The organism is Collinsella sp. TM06-3 (assembly GCF_003436395.1).
Taxonomy (GTDB): Bacteria; Actinomycetota; Coriobacteriia; order Coriobacteriales; family Coriobacteriaceae; genus Collinsella.
Genome location: NZ_QSPG01000022.1, coordinates 1 through 24,136, shown reverse-complemented (window position 1 = coordinate 24,136; position 24,136 = coordinate 1). Strand labels below are relative to the sequence as shown.

Below are 24,136 nucleotides of genomic sequence, written 5' to 3'. Positions count from 1 at the left end.
CATTTTTGGCCGATACCAGTGAGGAGTGTAACGAACCGCGCCAAAAAACGAACGGGACAGCACGCCGCATGGCGCACCATCCCGCATATAACATCCCCGATGCGACAAAGAGGCTGTCACTTTGTCACATTCCAATGCGCGCTACTTTTCGAGCCCGCACGGCATAACGTTAGCGCTGCCGTGGCGAGCCTCAGTCACGGCTGCAAAGAAGCGATAGCCGCCCGAGAAGTTAAAGCACTCAAAGCCATGCTGCGCCAAAATGCGGCAAGCAATGTAGCTGCGAATGCCGCTCTGGCAAATCACGTAGACCGGCTTGGCCCGGTCGAGCTCGCCCAGGCGATTGCGCAGATCATCGACGGGAATGTTTACGAAACCATCGATATGCCCGCGCTCATACTCCCCTTCCGTACGAACATCGAGCAGCTGCACGCTGCCATCGCGTGGCAAGTTGGGCTCATCCTCCCAATGCCACTGCGCCAGTATGCCGCGATTGAGGTTCTCGATCATAAAGCCCGCCAAATTGACGGGATCCTTCGCCGATGAATACGGCGGCGCGTATGCTAGGTCCAAATCCTTAAGCCTATCGCCGTGCATGCCTGCCTGGATGGCAGTCGCCAGAACGTCGATACGCTTGTCCACACCATCGATGCCCACGATTTGCGCACCCAGCAGGCGCAATCCCTGCTTCTCGAAGACAACCTTCATGGTCATGGGCGTTGCACCCGGATAATAACCCGCATGCGAACCGGGCGACAGGACCACGCTGTCGCAGTCAATTCCCGCCGCGTGTGCTGCCTTTTCGGATAGTCCCGTGCTTGCCGCCGTCAAGTCGAATACCTTGATAACCGATGAGCCCAACGATCCGAGGTAGCAGCTGTCCATGCCGGCTATGACATCGGCGACGACACGCCCCTGCTTGTTGGCGGGGCCGGCGAGCGAAATGACCGCGTCCTCGCCGGTCACCTGATGCGTGACCTGCACGGCATCGCCCACGGCATACACGTCGGCAGCAGAGGTCTCCATGCGGTCGTTGACCACAATAGCCCCCTTGATGCCCAGTTCGAGCCCCGCCTCTTGCGCCAGATGGTTCTCAGGTGCCACGCCAATGGCAAGCAGCACCATATCGGCTCCGATAGGGTCATCGCCCGCAACATGGGTGACAACGCGGCCATCAACTTCCTCAAAACCTGTCACATCGGCCTTGAGGCGCAGATCGATACCGTGCTCACGCACCTCGGTATGCAAAAGGGTCGCCATGTCGTAATCCAGGTTGTTCATAAGCTGGACGGGACGCTGTAGAAGGGTCACCTGGAGCCCCAGCTCACACAGATTCTCCGCCGTCTCGACGCCAATGAAGCCGCCACCGATCACGACGGCACTGCTCGGTCGCCGCTCTCGAACATAGCTGTGAATACGCAGCGTGTCCTCAACGGTGCGTAGGCTAAAGATTTTATCCGAGTCGATGCCCGGCAACGCAGGGCGAATCGGCTTTGCACCCGGCGACAGGATGAGCTTGTCATACGTCTCGACAAATTCCTCGCCCGTCAGCATATTGCGAACCTCGACCGTATGCGAATCGGGATGGATGGCAAACACCTCGTGACTCGTCTTGACCGCAATGCGAAAGCGATCCCAAAAGCCCTTGGGAGACTGCAGCGTCAATGCGCTCTCTTCTTCTATCACGCCGCCAATGTAGTACGGAAGCCCACAGTTGGCATACGATACAAAACCCGTGCGCTCAAAGATGACAATTTGGGCCTGCTCGTCGAGTCTGCGCAAACGTGCCGCCGCCGATGCGCCGCCCGCGACGCCTCCAACGATAACCACCTTCATAGCCAACGCACCACCTTTCCCGTGTAGCCGCTTATGCCGCCGATATTCTTGACACTGCCATACCCAGACCGCTTAAGAAAACTCACAGCTTGGTTGCTTCGCGCACCGCTCAGGCAATGCACGAAAAGCTGCGTGCCCTTTCGACGTATACCCATGATGCTACCCCGAAGCAGAAAAAAGAGTCGCTGTTTCCAGCGACTCCCCTTCAGTTGTCTGTCCCACGGATTTACTGTTCGCTCTTCGCGAGCGCTTGCTCGATTAGCTTGTTGAGCGCCTCGCGCTGCTCAGCAGAGTTGATACCGCCCATGATCGGCTCTCCCACGATGTTGCCGTTCTGGTCGATCACGTAGGTGGTCGGGAACGAGTACAGGTTGGAGGTGAACTTTCCAGCCTCGCTATCCGACTTAAACCAGATGTTTTTATACGTCACGCCCTTCTTGGAAAGCACGTCCTTGGCATCGGCCACCTCGTCTTTGTTGCCATCGAGGGTAAAGGAATTAACGCCCACGACCTGGCCGCCCTTCTCGGCAAGCTCCTTGTTGAGCTTCTCCAGATCGCCCAGCTCTCCCACGCACGGCTTGCAGGTGGTAAACCAGAAGTTCATGACGGTGACCTTGTTCTTGGAGAACAGTTCGTCGCTGTTTACATCGTTGCCGTCCAAGTCCTTGCCCTTAAAGCTAGGGAACTTCGTCTCCTCGCTCTCGCCGTTGGTCATCCCTGCGGCCGAAGCATCAACGCTCTCCCCCTCGCCGGGCGTGCTGCCACATCCGGGGAACTCCTTCTCCAGCGCCATGAGCTTGTCCTCGATCTCCTTGACCTGCTGCGCGCCGGCCTTAAGCGTCTTGAGCTCGTCAGCCGTAAACTGGTCCTTGGCACCCTCGATGGTATCGAGCAAGAAGTCGCCGTAGTTCTTGCCGTCCTCAATCATGGGAGTGTCTTTGTTGGCCGCAAGGAACACCTTTTCCCATAGGGCGTTATCGCTCGCAAAGATCTCGTTTTCCTTTTGCAGCAGCTGCTGGTACAGCTTGGCCGCCTCCTCGGCGCTCGACGGCTTTTGTGCCACAAGCTCGGCAATCTGCGCATCGCCGCTCGTGGCATCCTTCGCGTCGCCCTTGGGGGCAGAGCACGCCGCGAGAGTCAGCGCCAGCACGGGCAGCATCAACAAGGCCGCAATTTTTGACAGTTTCATGGTTCCTCCGTTTATATCGAAACTTATATAGGTACCTATTTGTTTTCGCAGGCCTGCGTGGGCTGCGCGGGCTTGTCGCCCGTCACACCCAGCCCGTAGCGAAAGCTGATAGCATCGACGGGGCACGCGCCCACGCATTTGCCGCAACGAATGCACTCGGCATGGTCGGGCGTACGCGTAACGTCCACGTCCATCTGGCACACCCTGGCGCACTTGCCGCACGAGACGCATTTACAATGATCGACCTGAATCCCCAGCAACGACACCTTGTTCATGAGTGCATAAAATGCGCCGAGGGGGCAAATCCATTTACAGAAGGGGCGGTAGAACAGCACGCTCAGCACCGCAACCACAATGAGGATCGCGAGCTTCCAGGTAAAGAGCTTTCCCAGCGCAGAGCGGATTCCCATGTTCATGATGGACAGCGGAATCGCGCCCTCGAGCACGCCCTGCGGGCAGATGTACTTGCAAAAGAACGGGTCGCCCATACCCACATCGTTGACCACCAAGACGGGCAGCAGCACCACGGCAAACAGCAGCACGGCATACTTGATGTACGTGAGCGGCTTGAGCTTTTTCGTGGAGAGCTTCTTGCTGGGAATCTTATGCAAAAGCTCTTGCAGCCATCCAAACGGGCACAAAAAGCCGCATACAAAACGTCCCAGCAGCACGCCGATTAGAATGAGCGTTCCGGTGACGTAATACGAAAAGCTAAACTTAGACGAGCCCACCACCGACTGAAACGACCCGATGGGACACGCACCCGAGGCCGCCGGACACGAGTAACAGTTGAGCCCCGGCACGCAGACGGCTTTGCCCGCTCCCTGGTAGATGCCGCCCTTGGCAAAGTTAGGCAGGTGAATATTGGTCGCAAGCGTCGCCGACGCCTGAATCAATCCACGAAATCGCGCCAAAAGATGCGATCCGGTGTTTTTTCTTTTATCCAATTCCGATACACTCCAAGCACAGCCTAATCGCTTTGGCCAGCACGGCATCTGCCTCGCCGCGCATAATTCCAAAGCCAACCATGGCTACCCCAACGATCAGCAAAGCCACCTGCGCCACAGGCTTAATCGCTTTGAACAATCTGACCACTCCTTTCGTTTCGCGACCCATTGGACCATACCGACTATAAAATCCGTGTTAAGCGCGATTTGGAATGTGCAAGGAGACTGTTATGCGTATTTTGATCGTCGAAGACGAGCGAGCACTGTGCGACACGATCGCACGCAGTTTGCGAAACTTGGCGTACAGCGTCGACTGCTGTCACGACGGACAGGAGGCGCTCGACCTACTGAACGTTGAGGCCTTCGACCTCGTGGTACTCGACCTCAACCTTCCCCGTATCGACGGCACGGCCGTACTCAGGGAACTTAGGAAAACTGACTGCGAAACTAAGGTACTGATTCTGTCCGCACGTGGCGAAGTATCCGACAAAGTCGCCGGACTTGATGCCGGCGCCAACGATTACCTCACCAAGCCGTTCCATCTAGACGAGCTGGCGGCACGCATCCGCAGCCTCACGCTCAGGCGCTTTACGCAAAGCGATGTTATCCTGACCTGCGGATCGCTGAGCTTTGACACCAAGGCGCGCATCGCTTCCGTGAACAGCGAAGCTCTATCTCTTACGCGCAAGGAAACGGGAATCTTGGAATACCTGATGCTTAATCAGGGGCGACCGGTAAGCCAAGAGGAGCTTATCGACCACGTTTGGGACAGCAGCGTCAACAGCTTTAGCAACGCGACCCGCGTGCATATCTCGTCGCTGCGCAAAAAGCTGCGCGGTGCGTTGGGGCACGACCCCATCCGCAACCGAATCGGCGAAGGCTACGTTATGGAGGACGGCAAATGAAGCGGCTGTCGCTGCAGTGGCGCATCACGTTAATGACGGCCCTGCTGGTATGCTCGACCTGCGTACTTATGAATTGTCTGGTTGGCTACTCCGGCATGCGCTACATGGACTCGATCGGCAATGAACTATCGGCGCACAGCAAGGTGGAGGCGGCCTCGCCCAGCTCATTTGACCCGACAAACAAAGAGCTCGACGACGCGCTGACCATCGTCGTGAACGACGCCCAAGAATCGTTTGGCGCGACGAGCTGGTATATAACTGCGGCGGTGACGCTGCTCGGCGGCGTGCTGGCCTACTTTGTGAGCGGACATGCGCTGCGGCCGTTGCGCTTCTTTGCGACGCAAGTCGAGAGCGTGCGGCCCGACAACCTCGCCGACACAAAGATCAGCGAGGACGTGCCCTCTGAACTCAGGCGCTGCAGCGCATCGTTTAACGACATGATTTCTCGCCTTGACGAGGGATTTTCCGCACAAAAACAGTTTACGGGCAATGCGGCGCACGAGCTGCGCACGCCACTTGCGCTCATGCAGGCCCAGGTTGAACTGTTTTGCGCCGAGCACCCCGACGCCGATGCGGATACAGCGAGCCTGCTCCGGCTGCTGCAGGAGCAGACCGAACGAATGACGCACATGACAAAGACCCTGCTCGAGATGAGCGAGCTGCGCAGCGTCCCCTGCAACGATGCGATTGACCTAGCGCCAATGATCGAAGAAGTGCTCACCGACCTGGCGCCCCTTGCCGAGCAAAAAGACATCACGCTTACAAGCGAGGGCGACGCGCAGACAATCGGCAGCGACACGCTGATCTATCGGCTACTGTTCAACCTGGCCGAAAACGCCATACGCTACAGCGCGCCCAACTCGACCGTGCAAATCAACGCCTGCACCGAAGACGACCGCGTGCTGCTACGTGTGCGTGACCAAGGGCCGGGCATTCCCGAGCAATACCAGACGAGTGTCTTTCAGCCCTTCTTTCGCGTCGACAAATCGCGCAGCAGGGCATATGGCGGCGTGGGGCTGGGGCTTGCGCTGGTCTGGGAGATCGCCGCGCTCCACGGCGGCTCCATCAAGGTCGAAGAGAGCTCGGAGCGCGGAACGACCATGCTCGTAACCCTTCCCGCACGCGCACCCGGCTCATTAAAATAACGAACGGGACGGCACGCCGTGTGGCACACCATCCCGCACGCAACATCGAAGATGTGACAAAGGGGCTGTCCCTTTGTCACATCTGCTAGTTCTCATCGCCGACCAGCTGAGCTAGCTTACTCCCACTCGACCGTGCCGACGGGCTTCGGCGTAAGGTCGTAGCAAACGCGGCAAATACCGGGGACCTCGGCGGTCACGCGAGCGGTAATGCGCTTGAGCAGCGCCCAGTCGAGCTCGGGCACCTCGGCGGTCATGACGTCGACGGTGTTGATGCAGCGAATAATGCAGGGCCAGTCGTAGGCGCGCTTGCCCTCGCGCACACCGGTAGCACGGAAATCGGGCACCACAGCGAAGTACTGCCAGATGGTCAGACCGGCCTTGTCGATCTCCTCGCGCACGATGGCGTCGGCCTCGCGCAGCGCCTCGAGGCGATCGCGGGTGATGGCACCGAGGCAGCGGACGCCCAGGCCAGGACCGGGGAACGGCTGACGCTCAACCATGTTCTCGGGCAGGCCGAGCTCGCGGCCCACGACGCGCACCTCGTCCTTGTACAGCAGCTTGACGGGCTCGCAGAGCTCAAACTGCAGGTCCTCGGGCAGGCCGCCCACGTTGTGGTGAGCCTTCACGCCATCCTGGGACTCCAGGATGTCGGGATAGATGGTGCCCTGGGCGAGGAAGCTAACCTCGTCGCCAACCTTGCGGGCCTCCTCCTCGAACACGCGAATGAACTCGGCGCCGATAATCTTACGCTTGGCCTCGGGCTCCTCGACGTCCACGAGCTTATCCAGGAAGCGATCAGTCGCGTCAACATAGACCAGGTTGGCGTCCATCTGGTTCTTGAAGACGTCGACGACCTGCTCGCTCTCGCCCTTGCGCATCAGGCCGTGGTTCACGTGCACGCAGATGAGTTGCTTGCCGATGGCCTTGATGAGCAGGGCCGCGACAACGGAGCTGTCAACGCCGCCCGAAAGGGCCAGCAGGACCTTCTTGTCGCCGATCTGCTCGCGGATTGCAGCGACCTGCTCTTCGATGAACGCCTGGGCAAGTTCGGGAGTGGTGATACGCACCATGTCGTCGGGACGCTTGTTGGGATCCATGCAGAGCTCCTTTTCGGTTCGATGGGAATGCGTTACACGTATGCAAACGCACCGTCACATGACCTCATTATATGCAGAACGAGATGCGTTTCCCATCGCTGCGACAGAGCTTTTTACAGGGGTGGTATTTTTTCCTAATGTCGAGGTCAGCTAGGCTTCGATAGCCACCTTGGGAGCATCGCCAATAGACTCTTCCTTTATACGTTCGGCACAATCGTAGGCGATACCCACAAATTCAAGTCCCGAGCAACAGGAGTACAATTGCTGCTATTGTTGCCAGCTGTTGGGAGATGGAAGATGGACTGCGATGGCTACCCATGCGTTCCCATGCCGTTGATGTGCACTGCCTTTGTGCCGGGGCAGATGGACGCTGCGGTTGCAGGCATTTCCGACCCCGATTCGCGCGCCATTGCCACGGCAGAAGCGCTGTACTTTCGCGGACAGGCCACCCTTGCTGCCAAGACGGCGCGCCCCTATCTTGACGCCACCGATCCCGCACTGCGCTATTCCGCATGCTTTATCTGCGGATACGCCAGTCTGTCGCTCAACCGTATCGCCGACGCCCGCCGGTGCCTTGCGGGCATCCTCGATACGCCGGCCGACGAGGAATCACCCGCCGTCCACGCCACGCATATCCTGTTCGCCTCGGCCGCGAGCGTCCTGCTGCACTTGCCTTCCCCGTATTCTGCCGAAGAGTTTTATCCGCTTGCGGCGCATCTGCCCGAAGGCCTGCGACTGTTCGCCAGCTACGTGATGGCGCATGCCCTGTACCTGCGCGGCGAATATGGCCGCAGTCTGGGCATGGCGGAAAACGCCCTGATCATGAAACAGGGAAGCTATCCCATCTCGGAACTGTTCCTGCACCTGGCAGCTTCCATGGCCTGCATGAGTCTCAAAGACGTCGACGCCGCAAGGACGCATTTCGGAGCTGCTTGGAACATTGCGCGTCCCGACGGCCTTATCGAGCTCATCGGCGAGCACCACGGCCTTTTGCAGGGGCTCATCGAGGCATGCCTAAAAACGCAATACCCTGACGACTTCGCACGCATCATCGAGATCACGTACCACTTCAGCTACGGCTGGCGGCGCATCCACAACCCCGATTCGGGCGAGGACGTTGCCGACGATTTAACAACCACAGAGTTCACCATGGCCATGCTCGCCTGCCGCGGATGGACCAACGCTGAAATCGCACGCCATATGGGAGTATCGCCGGGCACCGTCAAAAACCGCCTATCCGGCGTATACGCAAAGCTTGGCATCGGCACACGCGCCGAGCTGGTCGCGCACATGTTGCGTTAGCGACCGGGCTGCCAAGCGCATCGAACGCGTTCCGGAACCCGGCGCTTCGCTCGATCAATTTGGACATTTTGACCCTTGAACGGCACTACCGCCACGAAGCGTCTTCTCGCACAATTGGATTATTTCCACCGATATTTGCGGGATGGGAGCCCAAGATGCTTGATCGCCGTTCGTTACTTGTTGCTGGAGCGTCCTCGCTGGCGAGCATTATGTTGCCTCGCGTGCCGGGAAGCGAAAATGCCTTCCTGCTGCCGTTCGCGCCCACCGCGGCCTATGCCGACGAAGAAGACCCCTTCAAGGTGCTCGTTCTCTCGCGCACCATGTTTGGTGTGGTCGTGGTCGACGTCGCCAACAAGAATACGCCCATCGCAGGTGCCCAGGTCACGCTCACATCGCGCTATGCCGTAGGCAAGCAGCTCACCGCCACGACCGATGACGAAGGCACGGCCATCTTTGAGGTCGCCCCTCTTTCGGAAGGCTACGTGGACGAGGCAACGCTCCTTGACGCGTACGACTTTAACGGCGGCATCTCCATTAGCATGGCGGGCTACCGTGATGTCGAGATTCCCCTTGCGCGTATCCAGGGCGGCACCGCCATAACCGCACCCACACGTCCGCTTTCCGACGGCGAGCCGTACTTCCGCCAGCTCACGTTCGACGAATGGGACATCCAGTACGCCGACGCCACGTTTATGGCAATGCCAGCGGACGAAGCAGCAAACGACCAGCCCGACACGCACGCTTTTACCGTGCAGGCTCATCTGCCGCAGGGCGGGCAGGCAACGCTGCGCATCAACAAAGTGACGTCTGCCGCGGGCAGCTCACCCGAAACCGTCACGCAGATCGGTCAGATCAAGGCCAGCGCATCGAGCGCGGATAATCTGGCGACGTTCACACTCGAAGACAAGTTCCTCGATGCAGCGTCAAACCTTCTGGAGGAAGGATGCAAGCTGCGCTTTGTCCTCGACTATCAGGGCAAAACCTATACACTCTCCTCCCCCATGGCCGTTGTCACCGCGCCGGCCGCAAAGGCGGAATCGGGCTCGACCACCATCATTCCCACTACCATGGACCAAGAGATCACTCCGTTTGATTTTCCGGCATCGTTTCCCGGCATCGGCGGTAATAAGTTCACGTGTTGGATGCCCACATTTCCGATCCTCTTCGATTTCTCGTTTGCCGGATACGTGCTGTTTGGCGGAGGATACAAACCAGCCAGCTATATGAACGATTCGGGCAATCCTGATCCGGAATACTGGAAGAAATCGCCGCGCGAGTCGGGCACCAAGCAGGCAAGCCGCTACCTCGACGAAATGGAAGGGAAGTGGAATCAGTACAAGAGCATGAGTGCCGGTTCGGGCACCGATCCAAGAAACACCAAGCTCCTTCGCCACCATTGCACGCTGCTGTTCACGATGGATATCGCCACACAGCTGTACGGCTCGCTCGCCTACGATTGGGTGGGCAAAACCTGGGGCAACAACAACGACCCCGCATACGGCAATATTAAGGCCCTCTTCCAGGTAAGAACCGACCTCAATTGGACTGAGCAGTTTACCCTAGGACCGGTGCCGTTTTTCCTAAACGTCAACCCCTGGGTGCTGGCAAAACTGGCGCTCGCGGTGGGCGCCCACACGCACGGTAGCGGCGCGGCGTTTTTTAAAAACATTTCGCTCGATTGGTCAAACACGTCGGGCTCGTTCACCATCCAGATCGGGCTTGCCGTCACTTTTGGCGCCGGCGTTGCAGGCGTCGCCTCGTCTGCCGTGCGCGGCGCCGCGTCCCTCACGTTGTTCATTGGGTACGAGAAGGCGGATGGACACCAGCTTCCGCGACTGCGCGTAGGTGCGGACGTCGATGTCGATGTGATACTCCAGTTCGTCATGTTCAAGTGGACCACCAAAGCTTGGTCGGGATCGTGGCCCACACTCCTCGATTCGTGGAATATGTCAGTGAACAATGGCGATCAGTATGTGCTCCAGCGCTCTGAGCTCGCATTGGGTGGAGATACGCCTTACACATTGGATGCCCGCTTCGGCACGCCCGGCGACATCAAGGCGGGCGGCGTGCCGCAATTTATCGCATCGGCCACCATCGTCACCAACGCCGAGCTGCTCGCACGCGCCGAGGTTAAGGCCACTGCCGTAAACGCCGCGCCTGTCGTGCGCGATTGGGACCGGGCGGTCACGCGCATTGAGCTCGAGGCAGACGCGGAGAGCGACGACACGGGACAGGTTGAGCATTTCGTCCACGCACTGATGGAAAACGACGAAAACGCTGCGCCGATGTACGAGTACACCTACATCGGTCAGGCAACGAACGCCGTTGCAGACCCCAACGCCAATTCTGCCGGCGTGTCGGAGGACGAGCGTGGCGGCATAAAACCCTCGAGCGACAACGTGCTGTTTTCCGGCGTGCTCAGCGAAGCCCACATGAAGCTGGCAATGATTGCCGGCGTAGAATGCCTGTTCCGTATCGCCTCGGTGTGCTACGGCGACAATGGCCGCTCGCGCCTGGTGGTGCACACAAGGGCAAACGGCACGTGGTCCGCCCCCACGCCCGTGGACTTCCCCCTTGGGTTTGGCGAGGGCGACGTGGAGCGCGACGGCATATACGATTACGACTTCGACGTGGTGGAATATACGGACGGGAGGGGAAACCAGGAAGCCTACGTGCTGCTGGTCTCGGGCGAGCGCCCCGACGGCGACAACACCCTTTTCGATACGGCAAGCACAGCCGGCATACTGTCCGTCGTGCGCCTGCGCATAAGTAATGACGAGATCCGCGTGGTGTCGCATACGTCATGGCGCAGCATCTCGCGCGGCCGCCTGCAAGAGGATGGCTACCATTGCCTGCAGTGCCCACGCATCACGGTGGGCAAGACACTTGTCGACGGACGTCTGTCGGGCGCCTACCTCCACCGCCGCGGAACCACCGCAGAAAAGGCGCTCGGCAGCGAGGCTGAGGTTGCGCTGGAGTGCTTTACCCTGTGGTCGGACGTTTCGGGCGACAGCCTGACGTTCCGCCAAGTTCTCCGCTTTCCGCAAGCACCGTCGAGTATCGAGCTGGGCGAGCCCGAAAATATCAACGGCAAAATGGTGGTGCCCGTTACGTACGAGACCGCAGACGGCTGCGGCTGCGCATCGTACGCCGTGATCGGCCAGTCCATTGCGGGCTGGGGCGTTATGTCACCTGACGCCACAGTACCCCGTGCGGTGCCGTGGCCACAACATTCGGGCTTTTTGGCAACCGTCAACGAGCAACTGCAGCACATTACTTGGACGCGAGGCGCATCGGCATTTGCAACGCAGCCCGTGGGTGCCGCAGGCTGTGGCCCGGCATCGTTTAGCGTGAGCAACAACGGCAGGTGCGTGCTCTATGTAGAGAACACTGATGGCAAGGTGGGACAAACCTACGACGAAGAAGGCAACCCGGTAGCAGTGATGGGCAAGCACTTCCGCATCTTCGCCAGCACCTTGGCAGGTGATCTGTTCACGGAGCCGTTCGTGATGTGCGAGCTGGACCATCCCGTCGATCAGATAACGACATTTTTGACGTCGGGAGGCATGCTCTCCGCGCTCGCCACGCACATTGTGAGTGCCGAGCAGAGCGAGGCAGAGCTGCACGGCATCGAAGTGCCTTTGGTGGCATGTGCCACTCCGACGGGCGCGGTCGCTACCTCGGGCGCGGTGGTGCCCGGAGCAGCAGGCGAATCCTTCATGGTCACGGTTCGAAACGACGGCAACACCTTGCTGACCGCCGGCACGATCGATCTGTACCGAGAGGGCTCCAGCCAGCCGTTCTCCAGCGCATCCATCGGATTCGGAGCGAACGCGCGCATGGCTTCGATCTACGATCCAGAGCTTGCCGAGGACGCTTCGGCCAACGACATGGCACACGTGAAGTACGCGCTCGAGGCGCTGGGCGCACGTTTTGCGACGCACCCGCTGGTTGCCGACAATGGAAACGCCGTGCTGGCACCAGGCTGCACGGCACAGTTCCGCATGAGCTTCGCCATCCCCGAGTGTTGGAGCGACGAAGTGGGCAAACGCGTAACGCTGTATGCGAAAGCGCGTGATCTGGTGGCGCTCGATCCCGTAACGCTCGAGGAAATTCGACCAGGCGCAAACTCGGCGCTGAGTGCCGTACTGCACGAGCTTCATGTGCCCGACGCGGCATGCGAACGCTCAGAAGTTCAGGTCGGCGTATGCGATAGCGCGGATGCGACAGGACTTCACGACGCCCCGATGACGGCAGACGGCGATGGTGACTCGAGTGGCGGCGGTACCGACAAGGGCGGCGGCTCCGGCGGAAGTAACTCCGGCAGTGGCAAGGACCACGGCAATAACAAGCGCTCCGGAAAAGCGGGCGCGCTTGCGGGCACGGGCGATGTCAACGCTCCCCTTACGGCAGCCGCTGCAGCACTCGCCGCGGCAGGCGCCGGCCTCGTCGCCTACAGCGCCCGCCGCACGGCGCTCGAAACCGACACCGCCAATGAGGTCAAATCGGATAGGCCTCGCTAGCTCCTAGTTACTTTTGTGAGAGACGCCGACTCGGCTCATCGAACATCAAAATGGGCTGGTTCTGGATACCCAGAGCCAGCCCATTACGCATTAGATATCATCAGGGGAGTCGAGTTCAGCCTCGAGCTTGGCGCGGCGTCTTTTCGCCGTGAAAAACGTTGCGCACAGGACGGCAAACGTGGCCGCGAAAATCGTCGCTCCGCAGAACACGCCCGTGGCCAGGTTCGCCAACCAAAAGACGTTTTCGAGCGGCACGATCTGCGCCTCAGCGATACAGCGCATTGCGGCAATAACAAGCGCGAACGCGGCGCCGCTAAGACCGCTGACAAGCAGGAAATATCCAACAGGAAGATGCTCGGTTTGCCCAAAACGATTGGTATCGACATAGCCCTTCCGCGTTTGCAGTCCTGCGCAAATCAACATCACGAGAACGAGCCACAAATACATGGCTGCCTCGAACGGCGTTGCAAAGCCATGCGGCATTTCACTGGCGTCGCTGTGAACCCACGCAACCTGTCGAGCTATAAACTGGTAGAAAAAGATCATCAACATGCCAAACGAAAGCAGCACGAAACCAATCTTGTAGATCTTCGCGCTCTCAGCCTCCAGGCGTTCATCCTTTGGGCCGGCATATTCACGCCACTTTTGCACAAGTTTTAAATCTTCAAATTTCATAGCGAACTCCTAAAGAGCGTCAGGGTCGACGTCGTTTTCGTCTTCCCAGAACAAGTCGTTCAACGTAACGCGTAGCGCTTTACAGATTGCCACGCACAAATTGAGCGTGGGGTTGTAGCCGCCCGCCTCGATCAGACCGATGGTCTGGCGCGTAACGCCCACGGCTTGGGCTAAGTCGGCTTGCGAAAGGCCGGCCACCGCACGTGCCGCCTTCATGCGGAGGTTCTTTTTGCCCGGCATGGAGTTCCTTTCGTGGTAATGGACAGATATCCGTTGCAACATGACAGAAATATATTGCATCTACTAATTGATGTCAACTATATCTTGCATATTGAAACTCATGTATGTCATTTTGCTTATTCCGCAAAGCCAAAACTGGTGCTGGCCAGCCGAGTTGAAGGCGTGCGCAAAAGGAGTGGTTTTCTCGCAACGCATCCGGCTGAAGAGCGCGGGGCATTATCGTTTAAGAGCTCCGTTATTGCTCGATGGCCTTCTTGACGACCGCGGGAACGCCTGCCGCCATCACGTTGTCCGGAAGGTCTTCCGTCACAACACTTCCCGCAGCGATAACGCAGCCGCTGCCGATAGTAACCCCCTGGAGTACGGACACGTTCGCGCCAAACCAGCAGTTATCGCCTACAACAATAGGCAGAGCCCTCTCGAGACCCAAGTTGCGGTCCTTTGCCTTTAGGGGGTGTGAAGCGGTGTAGAAGCCGCAAAACGGCCCGATAAACACGTTGCCACCAAAGGTGATGGAGCCGCCGTCCATAAAGTAGCAGCCATGGTTTACAAAGCAGCCCTCACCAAAGCTCGTCTTGCTCCCGTAGTCAAAGTAGGCAGGCGAAAGGACCGTCAGCCCTTGCGGAAGATCGGTATCGAGCAAGGATTTCAAAGCGTCAAGCTGCGCGTCGCTTCCGGGTTTTGCCATATTAAAGTCATAGCAGAGCGCCTCCGCCTTCGCGCGTTGCGCCAGGAGCTCCTCGTCAAAGTTGGCATCATGCCACTCCCCGCGCTCCATCTTCTCTTTCTCAGTCATTGCGCCCCCTCAAACAACATGCAGTCTTGATGCGGCAATTCTACCAGCCGATAAGCCACGGTTTTAACACGAGCACCACGCCGCGCAGGGAATGACCGCAGAAGCTAAAGGCCACCGGCTCCGAACGCGCGTTCGATGGATTTCGTGTTGGGTGGAATCGCCCAAGGGCCGGGCTATGCTACCTTGACTATCTATATGACTTAAACGCAGCAAAGGAGCACCGAGAGAGCGAGTATGGCAAAAAACACCGCAAACTATGGTAACGACAGTATCCGCCAGCTCAAGGACGAGGAGCGCGTACGACTGCGCCCCGCCGTCATCTTTGGCTCGGACGGACTCGACGGTTGCGCGCATGCCGCCTTCGAGATCCTGTCCAACGCCGTTGACGAGGCGCGCCAGGGCTACGGCAAGCTCATCACCCTTACCGCCTTTCGCGATGGCTCCATTCAGGTAGAGGACAATGGCCGCGGCTGCCCGCTCGACTGGAACCCTTCCGAGAAGCGCTTTAACTGGGAGCTCGTCTTTTGCGAGCTCTACGCCGGCGGCAAATACAACAACAACCAGGGCGGCGACTACGACTTCTCGCTCGGCACCAACGGCCTGGGCTCGTGCGCGACCCAGTACGCTTCCGAGTACATGGACGTCACCGTTTGGCGCGACGGTAACAAGTACTCTCTGCACTTTAAGAAAGGCAAGGTCGTCGGCGCCAAAAAGAAGGCGCTCGAGATCGAGCCCAGCGACGAGGACCGCACCGGCACCACCATCAAGTGGCGCCCCGATCTTGAGGTCTTTACCTCCATCAGCATTCCCCACGACTGGTATCGCGAGACCATGCGCCGCCAGGCCGTGGTCAACGCCAACGTGACCTTCTGCCTGCGCATCGAAGGCGACGATGGCGAGTTCTCCGAAGAGGACTTTTGCTATCCCAAGGGCATTGAGGACTACGTGCTCGAGAAGGTGGGTGCCGACTACCTCACCGAACCCTTCTTTATCGAGGCCGACCGCCGCGGTCGCGACCGCGAGGACCTGCCCGACTACAACGTAAAGATCACCGCGTGCATGTGCTTCTCGCGCACCTTCATGATGCAGGAGTATTACCACAACTCATCGTGGCTCGAGAACGGCGGCTCGCCCGAGAAGGCCGCGCGCAGCGCTCTGACCAGCGCCATCGATGCCTATATTAAGCAACAGGGCAAGTACAACAAAAACGAGAGCGGCATTAAGTGGCAAGACGTCCAGGACTGCCTGGTACTGGTGACCAACTGCTTCTCCACCCAGACGTCCTACGAAAACCAGACCAAGAAGGCTATCAATAACCGCTTTATCCAGCAGGCCATGACCGCCTTCTTTAAGGAGCGCCTCTCGACCTACTTGATCGAGAACAAAGACGCTGCCAACAAGATCGTGGAGCAGGTGCTCATCAACAAGCGCTCGCGTGAGAACGCCGAAAAGACTCGCCAGAGCATTAAGACCAACCTGCAGCAGAAGACCGACATGGCCAACCGCGTGCAGAAGTTCATCGACTGCCGCTCCAAGGACAAAAACCGTCGCGAGATCTACATCGTAGAGGGCGACTCGGCAGCAGGCGCCATTCGCACCTCGCGCGATGCCGAGTTCCAGGGCGTCATGCCCGTCCGCGGCAAGATCCTCAACTGCCTGAAGGAGGACTACCCGCGCATCTTTAAGTCCGACATCATCATGGACCTTATGCGCGTGCTGGGCTGCGGCGTGGAGATTAAGGACAAGCGCATCAAGAACCTGGGTGCCTTTGACCTGGACAACCTCAACTGGAACAAGGTCATTATCTGTACGGACGCCGACGTCGACGGTTACCACATCCGCACGCTCGTGCTCACCATGCTCTACCGCCTGGTGCCCACACTTATCGACGAGGGCTACGTGTATATCGCCGAGTCGCCGCTCTACGAGATCAACTGCAAAGAGAAGACCTACTTTGCCTACACCGAGCTCGAGAAGAACGGCATCCTCAAGGAGATCGGCGACCAGAAGTGTTCCATCAACCGCTCCAAGGGTCTTGGTGAGAACGATCCGGACATGATGTGGCTCACCACCATGAACCCCGAGACGCGTCGCCTGATCAAGGTGGAGCCCGAGGACGTCACCAAGATGGAAACCATGTTCAACCTGTTGCTGGGCAACGACGAGGCGGGCCGCAAGCGCCATATCTCCGAGCACGGCAAGGAATACCTGGACCAGCTGGACCTGCAATAGCAGCAAATCGATAACGACGGCCCATAAGAAGTTCAAGAGGAAATCGTGGCAAAGAAGAAGACGAAGAACCAGCCAAAGAAAAAGCAGGTCAACGCCGAGAACGTCATCGGCCTGCACTCCGAGGTCACCGACCAGCCGATCACGCAGACGCTCGAGGTCAACTACATGCCCTACGCCATGAGCGTCAACGTCTCGCGCGCATTCCCCGAGATCGACGGCTTTAAGCCCTCGCACCGCAAGCTGCTCTACACTATGTACAAGATGGGCCTGCTCAAGGGCGAGCGCCAAAAGAGCGCCAACATCGTGGGTCAGACCATGAAGCTCAACCCGCACGGCGATGCCGCGATCTACGAAACGATGGTGCGCCTGGCGACGGGCAACGAAGCGCTGCTTGCCCCCTTCGTGGAGTCGAAGGGCAACTTTGGCAAGTACTATTCGGGCGACCTGAGCTACGCCGCCTCGCGTTACACCGAGGCCAAGCTCTCCCCCATCAGCGCCGAGATCTTCAAGGACATCGACAAGGACCCGGTCGACTTCGTCGACAGCTACGACGGCGCCATGAAGGAGCCGCGCCTGCTGCCCACCACGTTCCCCAACATCCTTGTCTCGGCCAATAAGGGCATCGGCGTCGCCATGGCGTCCGACATCTGCGGTTTCAACCTCAACGAGGTCTGCACCGCCACGATGCACTACCTGCAGGATCCCGACTGCGACCTGCTCGAGTACATGCCCATGCCCGACTTCTCGACCGGCGGCGAGATTATCTACCGCCGCGAGGAGATGGAGAAGATCGTCGAGACCGGCCTTGGCAGCTTCCAGATTCGCTCCCGCTGGCGCTGGATTCCCGAAGAGCGCATCATCGAGGTCTACGAGATCCCCTACACCACCAAGACCGATGTCATCATCGAGCGCATCGTCAAGCTCTCCAAGGAGGGCAAGGTCAAGGAGATCGCAGACATCCGCGATGAAACCGACCTTTCGGGTCTGCGTATCGCCATCGACCTTAAGCGCGGTGTCGACCCCGACAAGCTCATGGCCAAGCTCTATCGCTCGACCACGCTGCAGGATTCGTTCTCGTGCAACTTCAACGTGCTCGTCGACGGCTATCCCCGTGTTATGGGCGTGCGCCAGATTCTGCACGAGTGGGTCAAGTGGCGTATTGAGTCCACGCGTCGCCGCATTAACTTTGACCTGGGCAAAAAGTCCGAGCGCCTGCACCTGCTGCACGGCCTTGAGGCAATTCTGCTCGACATCGACAAGGCCATCGCCATCATCCGCGGCACTAAGCTCGAGGCAGAGGTTGTACCCAACCTTATGAAGGGTTTCGACATCGACGAGACCCAGGCCGAGTTTGTCGCCGAGCTCAAGCTCCGCAACATCAACGAGGAGTACATCCTCAACCGCACCAAGGACATCGCTAAGCTCGAGGGTGAGATCGCCGAACTCGAGGAGATCCTCTCCAGCGAAGAGAACATCAAGAAGGTCATCAGCGACGAGCTGGCCGCGGTTAACAAGAAGTACGTGATGCCGCGCCGCACGGGCAGGATCGAGCCCCATGAGGTTATCGAGGTAAGCTTGGAGCCCGAGGTCGAGGAGTACCCGGTTACCATCATGCTTTCGCGCGATGGCTACCTCAAGAAGATGACGGACCGCGTGCTCAAGAAGGCGACCACGCTCAAGTACAAGGACGGCGACAAACCCTTTATCGAGTTCCCGTCCTCCAACACGCACGAGCTGCTGGTCTTTACCAACAAGAGCCAGGTGTACAAGTGCAAGGTCGCGGCGTTTGAGGATACCAAGTCGGCCCAGCTGGGCTCGTACCTTCCGACCGATCTCGAGATGGAACCCGACGAGAGCGTCATCTGGGTCATCGACCCCGAGGACTACAAGGCCGACGTGCTGTTCGTCTTTGAGAACGGCCGCGTGGTGCGTGTCGCGCTTTCTGGATACGTTACCAAGACCAACCGCAAGCGCCTTAAGAACGCCATCTACGGCGGCAGCAAGCTGCTGTATGCGCAGGTGCTCAAGGAGGACCGCGACCTCGCGCTGGTCTCGAGCGACTACCGCCTGATGAACTTCAACACGTCGCTGCTCAAGACCAAGACGACCACCAACACGCAGGGCGTCCAGGCCTTTACGGCCAAGAAGGGCCGCTCGGTCACCACCGTCGGCACGACCGAGGAGATCCTCGGCGCCGGCGTCTCGGCCGAAAAGTTCACCGCGCAGAGCCTCCCCTCTGCCGGTGCCTTCATGAAAGAAAACGACATGCCGAGCCTGTTTGACTAAAACAACGGCGACCAAACCGTCATGGTTTTACAAAGCAGCGGGGCCCGGAGCGCAGTAAACGCTGTGCCCTGGGCCCCATGCATTACACCAGCATCATCCCTATAGACAAAATGCCGCATAAAGTGGAACAGACATAAGCCCATCATTCATTCCAAAGGGCTTAGTCGATAGCCTGATAAGGCGTACGCCCGGATGGGTCTTTTTAAGTGAGGACAGGCTTCGAGATCTTGTGTTCTCTCCCGCCTTGACTTCAATCGCAGACAAGCATCCCTGCTTCTCTACTACAAAGTCGATTTCCGCACGATTATCTCGCGCCCAATAATGCAGCGGATAGCCCATGGCTGAAAGCTGTTGGGCGACGTAGTTTTCGGTAAGTGCACCCATGAATGTGCCGCCGATGCCGGCAAGAATATCGGCGCGTTGAGCACCGGCCTTGGAGACGAGCAGCCCTGTATCCGCCTGATAGATTTTAAAAGCAGAAGGGTTAACGAAGGCCTCTAAAGGGCTTTCGATCTGCCCGACTAGGCTGCAGCGCGCCACCGTACCCGACAATACAAGCCAGTCGAGAGCATCTCCAAAGAGAGACGCATTGCCCCCCGCTCGCACTACCTTGTATTGAAATTTACGATTCTCTTTGGCAAGCTGCTGTGGAATGGAATCGAAGCACGCACGCGTCTTTGCGCTCAAGCGCTCATCAGCATATTTATTAGTGTCGGCGGAGTATCCGTCGAGAATAATCCGATGCTTTTCGGCCACATCAATGATTGACTGATCATCGATGTACGTTTGGACCGCCTCGGGCATTCCGCCAACAACAAGATACTGCCGATAGAGCCCAAGCGCCTTATCATGAAGGCTTGGCGCAAGAGGACCCATTAACTCGAATGACGAGCGTATCTCGTCGACCAGCTGATCGTTCCCCATCGCCCAGAGAAACTCCTCGAAATCGAGTGGAGTCATCTCGATCAAGTCGGTCTTTCCGACGGGGAACGAATACGACTGATGGTTAATGGCAACCCCAAGAAGCGACCCAGCAGCCGCAACGTAATACTCGGGAGCATCTTCGCAAAAGTATTTAAGGGAAGTGAGCGCTTCCTCGCATGCCTGGATCTCGTCAATGAACAGTAAGGTTTTGCCAGGCACGATACGCTGTCCCGTACGAGCCTCGATCGCGCGCACAATCGAATGAGGGTCAAGACCGCCCGAAAAATCCGCTCGCGCCGACCGGTCGTTCTCAAGATTAACGTAGACAACCGATTCGAAAAGATCCTGGGCGTACGTTCTGAGCAGATAGGTCTTGCCACACTGGCGCACGCCTTTGACCAGCAAAGGTTTTCTATCAGCCCTGTCTCGCCATTCCCTAAGGAGCTCGTCTGCCTTGCGACGCATACGCAACCTTCCCTCATGAACTTCTGTTTGACAATATTTTAACGCGGATTAATTTGTTTTCAGTTATTTTTCTGCGTTTAAAAATTGTTCTATACGGCACTTGAGGGAATACACCCCTATCTCTTGGTAAGGATAGCAAGCATTTCCACCAACGCTGATTGCCATGCGTTCTTCTTGTCCTTAGGCGAGCTTGCGAGCGAGCTCTCGCACCTTTTCCAGCTTGGGCGACGATACCATGCTGTCGCGCTCGGTCATACCGCTGATGGTGACAATGCCCTGGTCCTCCCACTTGCAGTACGCGCAGGTTGACTTGTACATGGCGATCGCCGCGTCATAGACGCCCTGGCTGTGGCTATCGAGCAGAAGGGCCGTCTTGGTGAACGGGAATCCCGTGGCACCGAAAGCGTACAGACGGTCGATGGCGGCCTTTTCCTGCGCGGTGATATCGAACCAGTAGATAGGCGAAGCAAAGACGACCATATCTGCATCTTTCAGCGACTCGATCACGTTGGCCATGTCATCCTTCTGCACGCAGACGCCCCCATGGGCGAAGCAGTACTGGCATCCCAAGCAGCCGGTGATCTTCTTGCTGGCAACGCGAACGACCTCAACCGTATTACCGCCCTCACGCGCGGTCTCGGCAAACACCTCGACCATGGTATCGGTATTGGCGCCCTTACGCGGGCTGCCGCTCAATACAACGATATTCATAGGATTCCCTCTCCTTCATGCTGCAGGCGCGCGGCATGTTTTTTGTAACCAAAACGAATGGAGTTAATCAATCGCCAGCAGACCATATCTCTTGTTCAAGTTCCCTAGAGAAGCTCAAAACGATTGCGATTGCCTCATACAACATCGAAAACCAAAGAGGGGCCATAGCAACGTCGCCTGCCTGAAATGGCCTGCGGTCAAAATCAACTACAGGGGATCGTGACGAGCCGATACCGCCCGCATGCCCCCTTCGGAATAGGCGCTGAGCAGCTCCTGAGCGTGGGCAAACTCGGGCCCTCGCCTCCAACCGAGCAGGCGGTTGACCGCGAGATTTCCCTGGACGTTGTGGACGAAGAGCAGATAGGCGTCCTCGCGCGAAAGCCCAGTCTCCTCCATGATCGAGGGAACCATCTGCTCGGCGCCGCGCTCGACGACGCGCTGTGCCACCCGGGCGTACGCGTCGTCATCCGAGTAGAGCAGATAATAGTCATCGTTTGCCGGCGGGCGCTGGCAGAGGGCACCCGCCTCCGTTCCCTCGAGCGGCGGCACCGCCGTCAGGGCCTCGTCGATAAGCGCGTCGAGCAGGGCGAACTTGTCCTCGTAGTGCAGATAGAACGTGCCGCGGTTGATATCGGCGCGGCGGCAGATATCCGCTACCGTCATCTTCGCGAAGCCGACCTCGGCCAGCAGCGCGAAGAACGCCTCCCGTATGACCGAGAGTGTATAGCGTCGGCGACGATCGATCTTCCCCGCTTCCATTACCCCTCCAATTGCAACGCTCGACAATGCCCGGCAAACGCTCGTTTATCGACAGCAGGCCGAAGCTGTTCATTGCTCTTAAGCAAATCGACATGGATACTTTTTATAGACACCTGTTTATAATAGCTGAAAGAAGGTATCCAGTGACCCTGTACGAGCAGCTCGTTATCGAGCTCACCAACCAATCGTTTTCCCTTCAGGCCGCCTACCGCAGCGGCGGCACGCCCTATGAGCTGAGTGACCGCGAGCCCGAGCCCTACGACCAGCAAATCAGGGACTTCGCCCGCATGATCGAGGAAGCCGATTGCGTGCTGGTGGGTGGGGCCTCCGGGCTCTCCGCGGCGGGCGGCGGCGACTTCTATTACGAGGACAACGCAACCTATCGCAGGCATTTCGGCAAATTCGCCGAGCGCTACGGTTTCAAGGGCGCTTTCGAGGGGTCGTTCTACCGCTGGCCCACCGCCGAGGCGCGCTGGGGATACCTCGCCACCTTCCTCGACACCACGCTCAACGCCCCGCTGCGCAAGCCCTACAAGGACCTCGACGCCATTCTCGCCGAGAAGGATTTCTTCGTGCTCACCACCAACCAGGACACGCAGTTTGTGAAGCTCTATCCCTGGGAGAAAGTGGCAGAGATCCAAGGCGACCACCGCTTCTTTCAGTGCTCCCACTGTTGCACCGACGAGGTGTGGAACGCGGTCGAGCCGGTCTCCCACATGGTAGAGGCCATGGGAGACGGTCTGGAGGTTCCGACAGAGCTCGTGCCGCGCTGCCCGCACTGCGGAGCAGAGGCGTTCCCCTGGGTTCGCGGCTACGGCAACTTCCTGCAGGGCGAACTCTACGAGGAGCAGTACCGCAAGGTGTCCGACTGGCTCGACGCGCACGCACGGCAGAGGATCCTCTTCCTCGAGCTGGGTGTGGGCCGCATGACGCCCGCGTTTATCCAGGAGCCGTTCTGGGCCCTCACGGCGCAGTTACCGCAGGCCAGCTACATCGCCGTAAACAACAAGACGCAGTTTCTCCCCCGCGCGATCGAGGATCGGGGGCTCGCCGTTCGCGCCGACATCGCCGACGTGCTCGCCGACGTGCGCAAGACGCTGGGGAGGTAGCGCATGGAGACGGCGAAAGCAGTTCGCATAGGCAGGGCGCTAGCCGAAGCGGATCTTGTCATCATCGGCGCTAGCAACGGACTCGACATGGCGGAGGGGCTCAACCTTTTCTGCGCCGATGCTCATTTCCAAGAGGCGTACGGGGACCTCGCCCAGGCAGACGGCATCGGCTGCATACTGCAGGGGCTCGCTTCCCCGGATGCCAGCGTGCGACGCCGATGGGCCGAGCGGTTCCATCAAAAGGAGTATCTCGAATATGAGCCCGGCTCGCTCATGAACGGGCTGCGGCGTCTTACGGAGCACGCCGACACCTTCGTGGTCACATGCAACATCGACGGGCACTTCGCGCGCGCCGGGTTCGACGAGGAGCGCGTGCTCGAGACTGAGGGGAGCACGCGCACGTCGGTTGACGAGCGGTGCCTCGCCCATCCAGACGCCCTCGCCATGGCCCAGCTCGACGAGCTCGCGCGTCTTGTGCAAGCCCATCGCAACGGCAGGGTCGCCATCCTCGAACTTGGCGTGGGACTGCACAACGGCGTCATAAAGCGCATGCTCGCCCAGATCGCGAACGCCTGCGAGCACGCCACCTACATCGTGTTCAACTACGGCCAGGCCATGGCGCCCGACGCTTCGTGCGAGACGATTCTCGTTGACGGCGATATGGCCCCGGCTTTCGAGGAGATCGCCCGATGCCACCCCTAGAAAGAGAAGCGCGTAGGCTTCGAAGCCTTATCGATGATGCCGACGCCATCATCGTCGGCATCGGCTCGGGCATGTCGAGCGCCGCCGGGTTCAACCATTACAACCGTGCGGGCATGGCGCGCGCAGGAATGGCGGACTGGCAGCAAGCCTTTGGCTTCAAGAGCCTTTTCGACGGCTTCTACCACCTCTACCCCAGCCTCGAGCAGCAATGGGCATACTATGCGCGATACATCGACTTCACGCTGCGCGAGCCGACCTCGCAGCCCTATCTCGACCTACGGTCCCTCATCGGCCAT

At 58.8% G+C, this 24,136-nt stretch carries 19 protein-coding genes and 1 pseudogene; 9 read left to right on the top strand and 11 right to left on the bottom strand.

Annotated elements, in window-relative coordinates; all coding sequences use genetic code 11:
* Positions 1 to 141: 141 nt before the first annotated feature.
* The 4 genes from DXD56_RS08280 to DXD56_RS08265 form a co-directional block, all read right to left on the bottom strand.
* On the bottom strand, positions 142 to 1,833 hold the full coding sequence (locus tag DXD56_RS08280; protein WP_117640860.1) for an FAD-dependent oxidoreductase: 1,692 nt from the start codon (positions 1,831 to 1,833) through the stop codon (positions 142 to 144).
* A gap of 226 nt (positions 1,834 to 2,059) precedes the next feature.
* On the bottom strand, positions 2,060 to 3,022 hold the full coding sequence (locus tag DXD56_RS08275; RefSeq protein ID WP_117640859.1) for a redoxin domain-containing protein: 963 nt from the start codon (positions 3,020 to 3,022) through the stop codon (positions 2,060 to 2,062).
* Between the two features lie 35 nt (positions 3,023 to 3,057).
* The gene (locus DXD56_RS08270; RefSeq protein ID WP_117640858.1) at positions 3,058 to 3,969 is read right to left on the bottom strand and encodes a 4Fe-4S binding protein; all 912 of its coding nucleotides are present in this window, start codon (positions 3,967 to 3,969) and stop codon (positions 3,058 to 3,060) included.
* Positions 3,962 to 4,108 (bottom strand): CD1871A family CXXC motif-containing protein, encoded by a 147-nt coding sequence (locus DXD56_RS08265; RefSeq protein ID WP_197032826.1) that lies wholly within the window; start codon positions 4,106 to 4,108, stop codon positions 3,962 to 3,964. The genes DXD56_RS08270 and DXD56_RS08265 overlap by 8 nt, the downstream gene beginning before the upstream one ends.
* Positions 4,109 to 4,199: 91 nt before the next feature.
* Between DXD56_RS08265 and DXD56_RS08260 the strand changes: the two genes are divergently transcribed.
* Both DXD56_RS08260 and DXD56_RS08255 read left to right on the top strand, forming a co-directional pair.
* The gene (locus DXD56_RS08260; protein ID WP_233524969.1) at positions 4,200 to 4,874 is read left to right on the top strand and encodes a response regulator transcription factor; all 675 of its coding nucleotides are present in this window, start codon (positions 4,200 to 4,202) and stop codon (positions 4,872 to 4,874) included.
* Positions 4,871 to 6,019 carry a HAMP domain-containing sensor histidine kinase gene (locus DXD56_RS08255; protein ID WP_117640856.1) on the top strand — a complete coding sequence of 383 codons (1,149 nt, stop codon included), beginning with the start codon at positions 4,871 to 4,873 and terminating at the stop codon, positions 6,017 to 6,019. Before DXD56_RS08260 ends, DXD56_RS08255 begins: the two co-directional genes overlap by 4 nt.
* A gap of 116 nt (positions 6,020 to 6,135) precedes the next feature.
* Here the strand turns inward: DXD56_RS08255 and guaA are convergent, their stop codons facing one another.
* On the bottom strand, positions 6,136 to 7,116 hold the full coding sequence (gene guaA, locus DXD56_RS08250) for a glutamine-hydrolyzing GMP synthase (RefSeq protein ID WP_117640855.1): 981 nt from the start codon (positions 7,114 to 7,116) through the stop codon (positions 6,136 to 6,138).
* 297 nt (positions 7,117 to 7,413) lie between these two features.
* On the opposite strand from guaA, the gene DXD56_RS08245 reads away from it, so the two are divergent.
* A complete protein-coding gene (locus DXD56_RS08245) occupies positions 7,414 to 8,418 on the top strand; it encodes a helix-turn-helix transcriptional regulator (RefSeq protein WP_117640854.1) in 1,005 nt (334 codons plus the stop codon).
* 155 nt (positions 8,419 to 8,573) lie between these two features.
* Positions 8,574 to 12,941, top strand: coding sequence for a hypothetical protein (locus tag DXD56_RS08240; protein WP_117640853.1), 4,368 nt, complete (start codon positions 8,574 to 8,576; stop codon positions 12,939 to 12,941).
* Between the two features lie 90 nt (positions 12,942 to 13,031).
* On the opposite strand, the gene DXD56_RS08235 is transcribed toward DXD56_RS08240, so the two are convergent.
* The 3 genes from DXD56_RS08235 to DXD56_RS08225 form a co-directional block, all read right to left on the bottom strand.
* Positions 13,032 to 13,616 carry a hypothetical protein gene (locus DXD56_RS08235; RefSeq protein ID WP_117640852.1) on the bottom strand — a complete coding sequence of 195 codons (585 nt, stop codon included), beginning with the start codon at positions 13,614 to 13,616 and terminating at the stop codon, positions 13,032 to 13,034.
* A 9-nt stretch (positions 13,617 to 13,625) separates the two neighbouring features.
* Positions 13,626 to 13,856 (bottom strand): helix-turn-helix transcriptional regulator, encoded by a 231-nt coding sequence (locus DXD56_RS08230; protein WP_117640851.1) that lies wholly within the window; start codon positions 13,854 to 13,856, stop codon positions 13,626 to 13,628.
* Between the two features lie 235 nt (positions 13,857 to 14,091).
* Positions 14,092 to 14,652, bottom strand: coding sequence for a sugar O-acetyltransferase (locus tag DXD56_RS08225; protein WP_117640850.1), 561 nt, complete (start codon positions 14,650 to 14,652; stop codon positions 14,092 to 14,094).
* A 234-nt stretch (positions 14,653 to 14,886) separates the two neighbouring features.
* On the opposite strand from DXD56_RS08225, the gene DXD56_RS08220 reads away from it, so the two are divergent.
* Positions 14,887 to 16,884: a type IIA DNA topoisomerase subunit B gene (locus DXD56_RS08220; protein ID WP_117640849.1), complete on the top strand. Its 1,998-nt coding sequence runs from the start codon at positions 14,887 to 14,889 to the stop codon at positions 16,882 to 16,884.
* Between the two features lie 45 nt (positions 16,885 to 16,929).
* Complete coding sequence (locus DXD56_RS08215; protein ID WP_117640848.1) at positions 16,930 to 19,170, top strand: DNA gyrase subunit A; 2,241 nt, start codon at positions 16,930 to 16,932, stop codon at positions 19,168 to 19,170.
* A gap of 99 nt (positions 19,171 to 19,269) precedes the next feature.
* On the opposite strand, the gene DXD56_RS08210 is transcribed toward DXD56_RS08215, so the two are convergent.
* The 3 genes from DXD56_RS08210 to DXD56_RS08200 all read right to left on the bottom strand — a co-directional run bounded on the left by DXD56_RS08210 (position 19,270) and on the right by DXD56_RS08200 (position 22,029).
* A complete protein-coding gene (locus DXD56_RS08210) occupies positions 19,270 to 20,559 on the bottom strand; it encodes an ATP-binding protein (RefSeq protein WP_117640847.1) in 1,290 nt (429 codons plus the stop codon).
* Positions 20,560 to 20,739: 180 nt separating this feature from the next.
* Complete coding sequence (locus DXD56_RS08205; RefSeq protein ID WP_117640846.1) at positions 20,740 to 21,270, bottom strand: flavodoxin family protein; 531 nt, start codon at positions 21,268 to 21,270, stop codon at positions 20,740 to 20,742.
* Positions 21,271 to 21,477: 207 nt separating this feature from the next.
* A complete protein-coding gene (locus tag DXD56_RS08200) occupies positions 21,478 to 22,029 on the bottom strand; it encodes a TetR/AcrR family transcriptional regulator (RefSeq protein ID WP_117640845.1) in 552 nt (183 codons plus the stop codon).
* Between the two features lie 92 nt (positions 22,030 to 22,121).
* On the opposite strand from DXD56_RS08200, the gene DXD56_RS08195 reads away from it, so the two are divergent.
* From DXD56_RS08195 to DXD56_RS08185, 3 genes and pseudogenes are all read left to right on the top strand, one after another.
* Complete coding sequence (locus DXD56_RS08195) at positions 22,122 to 23,138, top strand: NAD-dependent protein deacetylase (protein ID WP_117640867.1); 1,017 nt, start codon at positions 22,122 to 22,124, stop codon at positions 23,136 to 23,138.
* 3 nt (positions 23,139 to 23,141) lie between these two features.
* A complete protein-coding gene (locus tag DXD56_RS08190; protein ID WP_117640844.1) occupies positions 23,142 to 23,840 on the top strand; it encodes a hypothetical protein in 699 nt (232 codons plus the stop codon).
* Positions 23,828 to 24,136: pseudogene (locus DXD56_RS08185) on the top strand (hypothetical protein); the annotation flags it as partial. The gene DXD56_RS08190 and the pseudogene DXD56_RS08185, both read left to right, overlap by 13 nt.

What these genes read in the sequence shown, in the direction of transcription:
- DXD56_RS08280 (WP_117640860.1), bottom strand. Translation starts at nt 1,833, where the DNA reads ATGAAGGTGGTTATCGTTGGAGGCGTCGCGGGCGGCGCATCGGCGGCG.
- DXD56_RS08275 (WP_117640859.1), bottom strand. Translation starts at nt 3,022, where the DNA reads ATGAAACTGTCAAAAATTGCGGCCTTGTTGATGCTGCCCGTGCTGGCG.
- DXD56_RS08260 (WP_233524969.1), top strand. Translation starts at nt 4,200, where the DNA reads ATGCGTATTTTGATCGTCGAAGACGAGCGAGCACTGTGCGACACGATC.
- DXD56_RS08255 (WP_117640856.1), top strand. Translation starts at nt 4,871, where the DNA reads ATGAAGCGGCTGTCGCTGCAGTGGCGCATCACGTTAATGACGGCCCTG.
- guaA (WP_117640855.1), bottom strand. Translation starts at nt 7,116, where the DNA reads ATGGATCCCAACAAGCGTCCCGACGACATGGTGCGTATCACCACTCCC.
- DXD56_RS08245 (WP_117640854.1), top strand. Translation starts at nt 7,414, where the DNA reads ATGGACTGCGATGGCTACCCATGCGTTCCCATGCCGTTGATGTGCACT.
- DXD56_RS08240 (WP_117640853.1), top strand. Translation starts at nt 8,574, where the DNA reads ATGCTTGATCGCCGTTCGTTACTTGTTGCTGGAGCGTCCTCGCTGGCG.
- DXD56_RS08235 (WP_117640852.1), bottom strand. Translation starts at nt 13,616, where the DNA reads ATGAAATTTGAAGATTTAAAACTTGTGCAAAAGTGGCGTGAATATGCC.
- DXD56_RS08230 (WP_117640851.1), bottom strand. Translation starts at nt 13,856, where the DNA reads ATGCCGGGCAAAAAGAACCTCCGCATGAAGGCGGCACGTGCGGTGGCC.
- DXD56_RS08225 (WP_117640850.1), bottom strand. Translation starts at nt 14,652, where the DNA reads ATGACTGAGAAAGAGAAGATGGAGCGCGGGGAGTGGCATGATGCCAAC.
- DXD56_RS08220 (WP_117640849.1), top strand. Translation starts at nt 14,887, where the DNA reads ATGGCAAAAAACACCGCAAACTATGGTAACGACAGTATCCGCCAGCTC.
- DXD56_RS08210 (WP_117640847.1), bottom strand. Translation starts at nt 20,559, where the DNA reads ATGCGTCGCAAGGCAGACGAGCTCCTTAGGGAATGGCGAGACAGGGCT.
- DXD56_RS08205 (WP_117640846.1), bottom strand. Translation starts at nt 21,270, where the DNA reads ATGAATATCGTTGTATTGAGCGGCAGCCCGCGTAAGGGCGCCAATACC.
- DXD56_RS08200 (WP_117640845.1), bottom strand. Translation starts at nt 22,029, where the DNA reads ATGGAAGCGGGGAAGATCGATCGTCGCCGACGCTATACACTCTCGGTC.
- DXD56_RS08195 (WP_117640867.1), top strand. Translation starts at nt 22,122, where the DNA reads ATGGATACTTTTTATAGACACCTGTTTATAATAGCTGAAAGAAGGTAT.
- DXD56_RS08190 (WP_117640844.1), top strand. Translation starts at nt 23,142, where the DNA reads ATGGAGACGGCGAAAGCAGTTCGCATAGGCAGGGCGCTAGCCGAAGCG.